Source organism: Chloracidobacterium sp. (assembly GCA_015075585.1).
Lineage (GTDB): Bacteria > Acidobacteriota > Blastocatellia > Pyrinomonadales > Pyrinomonadaceae > OLB17.
Window position 1 is genome coordinate 1,083,338 of the sequence record JABTUB010000001.1, and the last position, 11,663, is coordinate 1,095,000.

The 11,663-nt window shown below is 54.6% G+C and carries 11 protein-coding genes (1 of these 11 cut by a window edge); 9 read left to right on the forward strand and 2 right to left on the reverse strand.

Annotated elements, in window-relative coordinates; translation table 11 throughout:
* Positions 1-156 precede the first annotated feature (156 nt).
* Complete coding sequence (locus HS105_04945) at positions 157-1,281, forward strand: FecR domain-containing protein (protein MBE7515947.1); 1,125 nt, start codon at positions 157-159, stop codon at positions 1,279-1,281.
* A 58-nt stretch (positions 1,282-1,339) separates the two neighbouring features.
* On the opposite strand, the gene HS105_04950 is transcribed toward HS105_04945, so the two are convergent.
* Positions 1,340-2,203, reverse strand: coding sequence for a CPBP family intramembrane metalloprotease (locus HS105_04950; GenBank protein MBE7515948.1), 864 nt, complete (start codon positions 2,201-2,203; stop codon positions 1,340-1,342).
* A 106-nt stretch (positions 2,204-2,309) separates the two neighbouring features.
* Here HS105_04950 and kdsB point away from each other — a divergent pair, with 106 nt between their 5' ends.
* The 8 genes from kdsB to HS105_04990 are packed head-to-tail and all read left to right on the forward strand — an operon-like array spanning position 2,310 to position 10,459.
* Positions 2,310-3,050: a 3-deoxy-manno-octulosonate cytidylyltransferase gene (gene kdsB, locus HS105_04955; GenBank protein ID MBE7515949.1), complete on the forward strand. Its 741-nt coding sequence runs from the start codon at positions 2,310-2,312 to the stop codon at positions 3,048-3,050.
* A gap of 30 nt (positions 3,051-3,080) precedes the next feature.
* Positions 3,081-4,349: a hypothetical protein gene (locus HS105_04960; GenBank protein ID MBE7515950.1), complete on the forward strand. Its 1,269-nt coding sequence runs from the start codon at positions 3,081-3,083 to the stop codon at positions 4,347-4,349.
* 23 nt (positions 4,350-4,372) lie between these two features.
* The gene (locus HS105_04965) at positions 4,373-4,645 is read left to right on the forward strand and encodes a hypothetical protein (protein ID MBE7515951.1); all 273 of its coding nucleotides are present in this window, start codon (positions 4,373-4,375) and stop codon (positions 4,643-4,645) included.
* Positions 4,642-6,381: a CTP synthase gene (locus HS105_04970; protein ID MBE7515952.1), complete on the forward strand. Its 1,740-nt coding sequence runs from the start codon at positions 4,642-4,644 to the stop codon at positions 6,379-6,381. The genes HS105_04965 and HS105_04970 overlap by 4 nt, the downstream gene beginning before the upstream one ends.
* Entirely contained in the window at positions 6,374-7,198 is an 825-nt protein-coding gene (gene kdsA, locus HS105_04975) for a 3-deoxy-8-phosphooctulonate synthase (protein ID MBE7515953.1), read from the forward strand. The genes HS105_04970 and kdsA overlap by 8 nt, the downstream gene beginning before the upstream one ends.
* Complete coding sequence (locus tag HS105_04980; GenBank protein MBE7515954.1) at positions 7,188-9,449, forward strand: tetratricopeptide repeat protein; 2,262 nt, start codon at positions 7,188-7,190, stop codon at positions 9,447-9,449. Before kdsA ends, HS105_04980 begins: the two co-directional genes overlap by 11 nt.
* Positions 9,450-9,468: 19 nt before the next feature.
* Positions 9,469-9,963, forward strand: coding sequence for a hypothetical protein (locus tag HS105_04985; protein MBE7515955.1), 495 nt, complete (start codon positions 9,469-9,471; stop codon positions 9,961-9,963).
* On the forward strand, positions 9,953-10,459 hold the full coding sequence (locus tag HS105_04990) for an HAD hydrolase family protein (protein ID MBE7515956.1): 507 nt from the start codon (positions 9,953-9,955) through the stop codon (positions 10,457-10,459). Before HS105_04985 ends, HS105_04990 begins: the two co-directional genes overlap by 11 nt.
* Here HS105_04990 and HS105_04995 read toward each other — a convergent pair.
* Positions 10,456-11,663, reverse strand: partial view of a methyltransferase regulatory domain-containing protein gene (locus tag HS105_04995; GenBank protein ID MBE7515957.1) — the 3' portion only. The gene runs 325 nt beyond the window's last position; the window shows 1,208 of its 1,533 coding nt (coding positions 326-1,533); its start codon lies off the right edge, out of view; it ends in the stop codon at positions 10,456-10,458. The genes HS105_04990 and HS105_04995 overlap by 4 nt on opposite strands.

The following is an 11,663-nucleotide window of genomic DNA, read 5'->3' on the forward strand; positions in this document are numbered from 1 at the left end:
TAGAGTACGGTTGGGCGGTTCGGGTTGTTCGAGAAATTTACCAACCGTCCGGCCATTTCCTGCGTCAAAAGAGAAAGCGGGAAATCGGTTGTGTTTTTGCGGTAAAGTGCATAACATGAGTGTAGAACCCGACCGCAGCAAAGGAGGCTGATCAATATGTTTGAGAGTACAATTCGTGGTTTGTTCGCGGCAGTCGCGGTTGCGACCTTGTCGATCGCCGCATTCGGACAAAGCAGCACCCGTGATAACTATTTGATCTCGGCCGAGGCCGGCGGAGTGAACTTTGCCGAGGGTGCGGCAACCATCGTTCGGCAAGATCATACGAGCGGCCGCCTGCTCAAAGGCGACCGTATTCAGGTCGGTGACCGCGTTGCAACGGGTGCCGACGGCCGTGTAGAGGTCTTGCTCAATCCCGGATCGTATCTGCGGCTCGGTGCTGACTCAAGATTCAGTTTCAGAACCACGTCGCTCGATGACCTTAAACTCAACGTCGATCGCGGCAGTGCGATGCTTGAGGTCTTTGCAACGAGAGACTTTACCGTAACGATCTTTACGCCCAAGGGGCAAGCGAAGATCATTGAATCAGGCATCTACCGCATTGATGTGGCTGCGAACGGCTCCGGATCGTTGAAGGTATGGGACGGCCTCGCCATGGTCAGCGGCCTTGAGGTCAAAAGCGGCCGAATGACCCCGATTGACCGTGCGCTGGTATCAGTTACCAAGTTTGACCGCGATCAGAAGGATGAGTTGGCGGTGTGGAGCAAACAGCGGGGCAAACTGATAGCGAAGAATACCTCGAAGCTCAAGAATCAGTCGGTACGCGCCTCGCTTATCAGTGCTTTTGACAGCGGCAGGTGGGGAATGTGGAACTCGTTCGGGGTTTGGGTATTTGACCCGTTCTTCGGCGGCAACTGCTTCTTGCCGTTCGGGCGCTATTGGTATTCGCCTTATGGTTACGGCTACGGCTCGAGCATTTGGTGGTACAACCTGCCGCCGATCTATTATCAGCCGACGCCGACAACTCCAACGATACCGAATCCGAATCCCGGCACCACGCCCGATCCTTACGGGACAAGATCGCGAACCGGAAGGCAAGGCGGCATGGATGATGCGGCACCGCCGTACGTTCGGCTTGAGGAGACGGGACGGCAGAATAATCCGATACGCAATCTGCCTGTCGAAGACCGAAACGGAACAAGGCAAAGCGCCCCGCCGATCTTTATTCCGCCGCCGATCATTGTTATCAAGAGCGATGATACGGGAGCACGACAGCGGCCGTAGCGGCATCGCATCAGCAAGGCATTATTCTGGAGGCGTGCATTACCGTACGCCTCTATTTTTATTTGAAAATGTGCAGCAGAAAGGCCGGAGCGGCCGTATTCTCAGCATTCGGGTAGATCGCGGCGATGACAAGCCCGACCGACTGGATGCCGTTGAAAAGCGTGTGAAGCACAATGCACGGCCAAAGATTTTTGGTGTATATGCGTATTCCCGTAAGGATAAAGCTCAATAAAAAGAGCAGCCCGATGGTTGACCAACTCGGATAATATTGAGGTACGTGAATGATGGCGAAGAGCGACGTTACCGCAATGAACGCGGCAAAAACACCCATGGTTCGCTGAAAAGCCGAGAAAAGTATTCCGCGATAGACAAGTTCCTCAACAAGCGGCGCGGTAAATGTCGCCAAAAATGCAACGACAAAGACGACCGCTTGCGAGCTTCTCAGCATTCGCGTCAAGTCGTTTTCCTGCTCAGGGAAATACGAACTGACGACCGCGGCAACTACGCCGAAAAAAACAAGGATGACGATATGATGCCACCACTTCATCCCGCCGGAGTTCCAGCCGAGCATCTCGCGAAACGGATACTTTCGAAATTGGGTAACTACGATCCAGCCCAATAAAAGTGTAATGACGTGGGCCGGAATTACGGCAAGCACTTGCAGCAGAATGGCCGTTTTGTCGCTTTTTGCGAATTCTACGAGCTGCGCATTGTCGAGCAGCGGCGGATTCTGCATAAGCGCGTACGGCGCAAGAAAAATGCTTGGAACGATGACGATGAGCAATACGCTCACTATCCAAACCGCCAGAGCGATACCGCTGCCCCACGGCGGATCGTTCGGCCCGTGCGGCGGTGATGCCCCCGCACGTGTATTCGACTGCCGCTCCGCGAGATCGGGCGATGCCTGAAGTGAATTATCCACGCCAAAAAGTGTAGCTAATTGAGGCGCCCGTGCCAAGTTTTCCGCCTGCTCGAATTGTCTTTTCGGGTCAGTAACGATAACCTAGAATCCCGTGAAGCAACACGGCATCGATCCGCAAAAAAATGTATATGCAGTGATACCGGCACGGCTCGCTTCGACGAGGCTTTCGGGTAAAATGCTGCGCGATGTCGTTGGCAAGCCGTTGATCATTCGCACCCTTGAAAGGGCTCTGCAGGCGAAAAGCGTTACCCGAACCATTGTTGCTACCGACAGCAGAGAGATATTTGACGTTATTGAAGCGGCAGGCGGTACTGCGGTCATGACCGACGAACGGCATCGTTCGGGCAGCGATCGGATCGCCGAGGTTGCGGAATCGCTGCCGGCGAATGCTGTTGTGGTTAACATTCAGGGCGATGAACCGCTGATCTCCCCCGAAACCATTGATAGGGCAGTTGCGGCAATGCTCGGCGACGACAGGCCGGATATCGTCACCGCGTTTGAACCTATAAGCAGCGAAGCCGAGTTTGTCGATCCGAACGTCGTCAAGCTCGTAATGGATCAGAGCGGCCGTGCTTTGTATTTTTCGCGTTCGCCGATCCCTTTCAGGCGCAACCGCGGCAGTAGCATCGCCGGACTTTATAAGCACTGCGGGCTGTACGTTTATCGCCGCGAATATTTACTCGAATTCACCAAGATGCCGCCGACACGGCTCGAAGAGGCCGAGATGCTCGAACAACTTAGGGCGCTTGAGACCGGAGCGTTCATCAAGGCTGTCGAGGCTGCCGGAACAAGCATTTCGGTTGATACCGAGCAGGACCTTCAGCGCGTTTGTGAGATATTAGGATAAGCAGAGGTAGATCCGAAAGACCGAAGTATCATGATCCATGTAGTTAAATGCCCTTCGTGCGGAGCTCCCTTGAAGTTTGACGAGAGCCACATCAAGGAGTGCGAGTTTTGCGGAAACAAGCTCTCCTCTGATACGCCGGGAATGGTAACCGAAGATATGGCCGGCTTTGACGGCCTTGTCGAGCAGGCTCAAAAGCTGAAGGAGATACTTCGTTTAGCACGGAACGGGCAGAAGCTGGATGCGATCAAGCTTTATCGTGAAGCCCTTGGCGGAGACCTTGGTACGGCGAAAGATGCCGTTGAAAAGTTGGCTGCCGGACAAGCGGTCGCGTTTCAAACTTCTGATATTCACGTTGTGCAGCTCGGTGATCATGAACGTGCCGTTCGAAAGGGAGCACGTCTCGTCGGTATTCTCGCTCTTTTGCCTTTCCTTATCGGCAGCTTTGCGGCGATCGGCGGGGTCGGCACTGCTATTTGGACGGTTTACAAGGCGGTCGGAAAGTTTTCGGGCGTCACCGGCGGGCCGTTCAGCACAGGCGGCACGACGATGGCGAATGAGATCTTGCGGATCGGCGGACAAGGCGTCGGGCCCGGATATTTTGATGATAATCGTGTAGTCGGCGTCGATGCCGACGGCAAGCTTTACTCGGCAGACTACTCAGGCGGCAGGGTTCAGGTCTTTGACCGTTCCGGAAAATTCCTTACGCAATGGATGGCGGGCAATAAGAGCCCTTACATCGGAGCGCTTGGCGTGAGCAGGAACGGCCGAGTCTATCTCGCGTTGGCCGGAGGCCTGGCATCATTTGACGGAATGACCGGCAAGGCACTCAAGCAGGCCGGCTCGGGCAATGTTTCGGATATCGCCGTTATGCCGAATGGCAAGGTCGTAACAGTCGATAGCGACACCATCTCGATCTATGACCAAGATCTTAAACGCCTTGCGATTTTCAAAGGTATTTCCGATAAAGCCGGCATAAAGAGCGGGTTCGATTTTGTTGCCGTAAACGGTATCGAAGAGATATACGCCGTCGGGCGCAGCGGCGGCGATGTGGCAAAATTTTCCGCCGACGGTAAGTTCGTTGATCGTTTCAAGGTCAAGCCGACATCGGTCAATTCGATCGCGGTTGACCCGAAAGGCAGAGTATTCCTCAGCGAAACGAGCAAGATATGGGCGTATCAAACGAATGGCGAATTGATGGGATCGTTCGACGCGCAGCAGGCGTTCGGTATGGCGTTTGACGACCGCGGGATATTGTTTGCCGCATCGAGGCCTTACGTTGTCGGATATGCGGTCAATTGATGGACTGATCGCGGGGATCGAGTATGGGTGAGTGGTTTGGTGCTGTTTTTATCGGGTTGCTAATTATCGGCCTTGTTATCGGCTTGCGCGTCTTGTCAAAGCCGAGGGTCAGCACGGCTGATGAATTCGAGCGTCGGGCAGCCGACGGGCCGGGAACGATAGGCGTGTTTGTGAATGCGCTTCAAGATGCGGTCGATCCGGCAGCCGCGAGAGCAAAGGAGGCGGTCATGGAAATGAAGGACGGCCGCTATCAGAAAAAGAAGGACGAAGGCGACGGAGCAAAGGAGCCGTTATGATCGAAAAAAAGACAAAATACATCTTTGTAACCGGCGGTGTCGTGTCGAGTTTGGGGAAAGGGCTGGCGGCAAGTTCCATTGGCTGCCTGCTTGAGTCGCGCGGACTGCACGTGCAGATGATGAAACTCGACCCGTACATAAACGTCGATCCGGGGACGATGTCGCCGTTCCAACACGGCGAAGTTTATGTTACGGACGACGGTGCGGAGACCGATCTTGATCTCGGGCACTACGAAAGATTCACCAATGCGAAGCTCTCGCAGGCCAACAACTGGACAAGCGGCCGCATCTACCTCTCGGTGATCGAAAAGGAACGCCGCGGCGATTATCTCGGCAAGACCATCCAAGTGATCCCGCATATTACCGATGAGATCAAATCGGCGGTTCGCACCATTGCCGACAAACACGAACCCGATGTCCTGATCGTCGAGATCGGCGGAACTGTCGGCGATATCGAATCGCTGCCGTTCATGGAAGCGATCAGGCAAATGGGCAACGAGGAAGGCAGGAATAATGCGATATTCGTGCATGTAACCCTCGTACCATACATCGCGGCGGCGGGCGAACTGAAGACGAAGCCGACACAGCACAGTGTACGTGAACTGCGTGAGATCGGTATTGCACCCGACATTCTGCTTTGCCGAAGCGATCGTCCGCTCTCGGTCGATCTGCGGAAGAAGATCGCACTTTTCTGCAATGTTCACGAGAACGCGGTGATCTCGGCACTTGATGTCGGTACGATCTATGAAGTTCCGCTGGCATTTCACGAGCAGGGCCTTGATGACCTCATCGTCAGCACACTGCACTTGGAAGAGCGGTTCCCGCATGTTGACCTCACGCGATGGCGTGAACTTGTTTCAACCATAAAAGACCCGAGCAGCGGCAGCGTGCGCATCGCGATCGTCGGAAAATACGTAGAACTTGAGGATAGCTATAAATCGCTACGCGAGGCCCTGACGCATGCCGGCGTAGCAAACGATCTTCGGGTGAATGTGCGTTGGATCGAATCTGAAGAGCTTATGAAGGACGGCTATGAGAACGAGCTTCAGGATTTTGATGCGATCCTTGTGCCGGGCGGCTTTGGCAAACGCGGCATTGCGGGAATGCTCCGTGCCATCAAGTATGCGCGGCGCTCGGGGACACCGTATTTCGGTATCTGCCTCGGAATGCAGACCGCGTGTATCGAGTTCGCACGAAACATCTGCGGTTTGAAGGATGCTGACTCGACCGAGTTCAACGAAGAAACGCCGTTCCCCATCATCTTCAAGCTGCGAGATCTCGTGGACGTCGATGAGCTTGGCGGCACGATGCGGCTTGGAAGCTGGCCTTGCTCTTTGAAGGAAGGCTCACTCGCTCGAGAGGTCTATGGAGGTGAGGCTGAGATCAACGAACGGCACCGCCATCGGTACGAATTCAACCCCGAATATCGCGGTGTGCTTGAAAGCGAAGGGATGATCTTCAGCGGCATTTCGCCCGACGGAAGGTTCGTCGAGATCGTCGAACTTTCGCGTGACGCTCATCCTTTCTTTATTGCGTGCCAATTTCATCCCGAATACAGATCAAAGCCGCTTGCCCCGCATCGGCTCTTTGATGCGTTCGTAAAGGCAGCTTGGCGGAACAAGCTTCGAAGTGAGAACCTCGAACACGATGTTGCGGCTGATAACCGGATAGAATTACCCGAGAGGGCAGCGGTCGAAGAAGAGTTCGAAGGCCCTAAGGATCGTTTTGATGGCTGAAAATTCATTCAAAGTCGGTAATGTGCCGTTCGGCACCGGCGAACTTGTTTTCCTGCTCGGCCCCTGCGTGGTCGAATCGGAGGATCACGCGTTCCTTATGGCTCGCGGGATCAAAAAGGCGTGCGATAATGCCGGCGTTAAGTTCGTTTATAAATCGTCGTTCGATAAGGCAAACCGCAGTTCGATCGAGAGTTTTCGCGGCGGCGGTATGCAGGCGGGGCTTTCGGTCCTAAAAAGTGTAAAGAATGAGTTCGGCGTGCCGATCGTTACTGATATACACGAGCCTTGGCAGGCAGAGACGGTCGCCGAGGTTGCAGATATTCTTCAAATACCGGCGTTCCTGTGCCGCCAGACCGATCTCCTGGTCGCCACCGCAAATACCGGAAAGGCGGTCAACGTCAAGAAGGGACAGTTCTTGTCGCCCTGGGACGCGGGGAATATCGTTGAAAAACTCAGGTCGGCGGGCTGTCAGCGAAGTATGATGACCGAGCGCGGTGCGAGCTTCGGCTATAATAACCTCGTCGTCGATATGCGCTCATTTCCCGTAATGCGTTCCTTCAGCGTACCCGTGTGCTTTGATGTAACGCACAGCCTGCAGCTTCCCGGCGGTCTCGGCAAAGCAACCGGCGGGCAATCAGAATACATCGAATACTTCGCACGTGCGGGCGTAGCATGCGGTGTCGATGCGGTCTTTATGGAAGTACACGATGACCCTGCACGCGCGCCGAGCGACGGACCGAACCAGTTGCCGCTCGAACGGCTCGAAAAGCTGCTTACGAAATTAAAGGCGATCAACGAGTTAATAAATGCAGATTAGATCATTGTTCTACGCGGCCGCGGCTACGCTGATTTTGACGGTGCCATTGTCCATTTATGCACAGAATGAAGTGCGGACTCTTATCACGTGGCAGGTGCAAAAATACGAGATCGAACCGACTCTGCCGTCCGGCGAACGCGACAGGACGATGAATGTCAAAGCGACGCTTACTTTGAAGAATATTTCGGGCAGGCAGGCCTCGCAGCTCACGCTCCGCAGCGGTGCGAATGTCGAGGTCACGTCGATGTCGATCAACGGTTCGACGGTCGAATCAACACGCAGTGAAGAGAAGATCGGCCCGGGCTTCAGCCTGAACCGCGATCTGACAAGGCTGCCGTCTGTTCCCGCAGGCGGGATCGTAACGGTGGCCGTCAACTATAAGCTCACCGTAAAGGAAAATACTGCCTCATCAACGCTCTCGCCCGGCACCGTGCAGTTCCTGCCGACGGGTTATTGGTATCCGACGCCGAACAGTTGGTTTCTTGGGCGCGGGCCGGATACGGCTCCGGTCACGGTCAAGGTCAACGGCATCGGCGGCTACACAGCGGTTGCCGCAGGAGCATACGCAAACGGAGCTTACTCGCTCAATATCAGCGGCCAGCCGTTCTTCACGGTCGGAAGCTGGGACGTATCCGAAAGCAGCGGCGTAACGGTTTACGCCCCCAAAGGCTATCCTAATTCTCAAAAGCGAGCGGCCGAACTTGCGGCGCTTTATCGTGAGGCGTTGACATTCGCCTCCGGGTATCTGGGCAAGCCCGCAGATGTGCCGCTGAAGATCGTTGCGGTAAGACGCGGTGCCGGCTATCAAGGCGGCGGCGTCGTTTTGGTAGATGAATCGGTGTTTCGGCGGCCGAAGGTCGATGCGCTGACGGCGATGAACATCATCGAGTCCGCAGTGCGGACATGGATCGGCGGCTCGCTGACAACGAGCGGCGACGGTTACGGTGTTGTAAAGGAAGGCTTGACACGCTATCTCGCGAATGAATTCTTGGAGAGTAAGTTCGGGAAGGATGTGGCCGATGTTGAGCGGTTGCGTCAGCGTGTCGCCTATGCGGCAATATCCAAACGCGACGGGCCTCTTACGCGTATCTCGCCGCTCGACGATTTCTATTATTCGGCGGTCGCGAATAAAGGTGCGATTATCTGGCGTTTGATCGCGAACAAGATTGGAAAAGCGGAATTTGAACGACAGCTAAAGGCGAATTCGCAGAACGGCACGCTTGACCTTGCCGATCTCAGGCTTGCGTTCAGCAGCGATAAGGCAATATTGGACGCTCTGCTCGACGACGTTACGACAACAAATCTTTTGATCGGACTTCCGCAGGCATCGGGAGGCGAAGTGCGGAGCGCATTGCGTAATACGGGGCCGTTCGATGTCAATGTCAATGTCCGGGCGACGCTCGCGAACGGACAGACGCTCGATGAAAAGGCTGCGATACCGGCGGGAAACTTCGGACAGGTCGTCTTCAAGACCGCGGGCAAGATAGAGCGTGTTGAGGTCGATACGGAAAAGATCTATCCGCAGACCGACTATTCTGATGATATCGCTCCGCGCGAATCCGGCGACAGTGATCCGATCGCTGCCGTAAAGAGGGCGTTCGATAAAAAAGATAACCCCGGAGCGGAAGCCGCGGCCGTTGCGGCCCTGCGCGAGTTTCCCCAAAATGATGACGTGCGTACATTGCTCGGTCGCGCGCAGCTCGCAATGGGCCGCATGGCTGATGCCGAGAAGACATTTCAAATGATCTTGGACGAAAAGCTTCCAACGGCGAGAAGCCTTGCTTGGGCTAGCGTCGGGCTGGGCGAGGTTGCCGCTGCCGCAGGCAGGAAGGATCAAGCCGCAGCCTATGCGACCGCCGCTATAATGGATGATGCGGATTATGGAGCATCGCTTGCGGCAAGAAATCTTCGCAATAAGCTTGGTGTTAATACGCCTGTCGATCCGGCGGTCAAGGCATTCTTTACCGAATTTGACCGAGTTGCCGTCAGCAATCGGAAGGCCGATCTTGACGCCCTTTTTGCTCCCGGCGATGCTGTGAAATTCGCAAACGGCATGGCCGGCTCAACGGTTAAATGGGCAACCCAATTGAAGCAGGTCGATGAGCTTGGGAATGGCGAGATTTTGGCCGAAACTCTGGTCGATCTTCAACTGCTCACTCGCGACCCTGAAAGTAAATTCATCGTATATCGGCTAAAACGTATCGGCTCATCATGGAAGATCGTGTCGGTCGATATGTACGAATCCAGATAGTAACGGCGGAGACGCGTATATGAAGAGATCAATGATCATAACGGTTACTGTAATAATTGCCGCCCTCGGTATGCTGTCCGTTCAGGCTTTCGCTCAGCGTGTGTGCGGCGATCCGACGGCGCGATGTGCGTCGCGCGGGAATTTTGAGCCGTTCGAGCTTCCGTTCGAGACAGGCAAGAGGCCCATATTTTTCGAATCTGCATGGTTCTACGGCATCATCCTAAAGACGGAGAAGATGGCTGCCGATTGGGGCGATTGCGAGCATCCGATCTTCGGATCATCAGAACGGTTGGAGACACAGGCGTTATTCCCGAAGAACAAGGTCTTTACGCTGAGCTGCGTTCAGCCGGTCATGAATTATTACGCCGGAATGCCCGACCACGTTGCCTTCATCGGTGTATATGCGGGAAAGACGCGAGCGGCCGCCAACACATTTCTCAAGCAAGTTAAGGCGACCGGCAAGTTTCCGAATGCGAAAATTAGGCGTATGAGGGCGATCATCAATGGCACTTGATGAGAAGGTCAAGCAGCGTGCTCGACGTATCAAATTGCTGCTGATGGATTGCGACGGCGTCCTTACCGACGGCCGGCTTTACTTTGATACTGCCGGCGAGGCGTTGAAGGTATTTAACGTCCACGACGGACAGGGGATCGTCGATTGGCATCGTACCGGATCACGTTCGGGTATTATTTCAGGCCGGAACTCGCCGATCGTTGAGCTTCGCGCAAAGCAGCTTGGCATCACTTTTGTCGAGCAAGGCCAATCCGACAAAGCAGAAGCTCTTATTAGGATCCTTTCCGCCGCCGCTGTCGATGCGGCAGATGCCGCATATATCGGCGATGACACGCCGGACCTTTGTGTCTTCGAAAAGGTCGGCTTTGCCGTTGCCGTTAATGATGCCGTCGATCCTGTGAAGGAACGAGCTCACTTCATAACGCAAAAGAAAGGCGGGAAGGGAGCTGTTCGGGAAGTGATCGACCTTATCTTTCGCTGCAAGGCCGAGGCCTAGCCGACGAGAAGGCCCAGCGCGGCAAACTTTTCAAGATTCGCACGGATCATTTGCGGCAACTCTCTCTCGAATGCGTCTTTTTCATCTTCCGGGACCTCAAAGATCTCTTTGATCGCGGTACAGAGTTCATTTTCCGTACGCTTGCCGTCAAGCAGCGAAAGCAACACCTTTATCGTTTCCGGTTCCGGGTCGATATTCAAATTATAGAGTGTCATGACAGCACGTGAATCATTTTCTATCTGATGCCGAGCAAAGGCGCTCAGCCTCGGAGCCGAGCTGACCTCGGTAACGGCGATCTGATTTGCGTAACTGCAAAGCGTAACAGTTCCCGACTCATAAAGGCGCAAAATGAATGACAGGGCATCAGCGGTGCCCGTCTCTTGTGAGTGAATACGCTCCGCTGCCCGCCGAAGCTCTTTTTCGACAAGCCTCGGTCTTGCCCATTCGCCCGCCAGGCCCGCCAACAGTGACTTTGTCAGCGGATGATCAAGCTCGACAATTCCGCCTTGCGGCGCGTGGAATTTCAGCGGCGTCTGATCGTCCAGTGCTGACGACGGATCATCTGGCCGTAATTGCGACGCGATGAAAAGCGAATTTATCCGTTCTGCGTCGGACTCATCCAGAACCTTCGATACAGCATGAGTTACAAGCGATTTTCTAAAACGTCTGCCCTTGATAAAGTCGATATATTGCTCACGTTCTATCCTGTCTGATGATGCCGCGTCCAGCTCGCTGCGAACATCTTGAGGCAGCATCGTAAGGTCATTTATTCTCGGATCGGCGTCGGTAATGTAACGCAGCCCGTGCCGGACAATGTCCGCTGCGAACTCATAGAAATAGAACGGCTGATTGATCTCAGCGAGATCATCGTGAAAGACGTTCTCCGCCGAGCGTTCTTCGGTCTGCTGCAATTCGAGACGGATCGTCATCTGATAGAGGCTGTCATTTTCGGAGGCTCGTTCAACAAATTCGAGTGCTGCAAGTGCGTCCTCGACGGCATCGAACGGTTCGGCGGCGTCGCGAGCCGCGAATTTCATCATGCCGGCAACCATTTGGCGGATATGGCAGCCCGGATATGTGTTGTAGCTTATGTAGCCGATGCCGTTCTCCGCCAGGCAATTTGCATATAGGTCGAGCACGGTTCGACGTACGTGGTCCGGAACCCAGGAATAGAGTCCGTGGGCAGTGATGAAATCAAATCGTC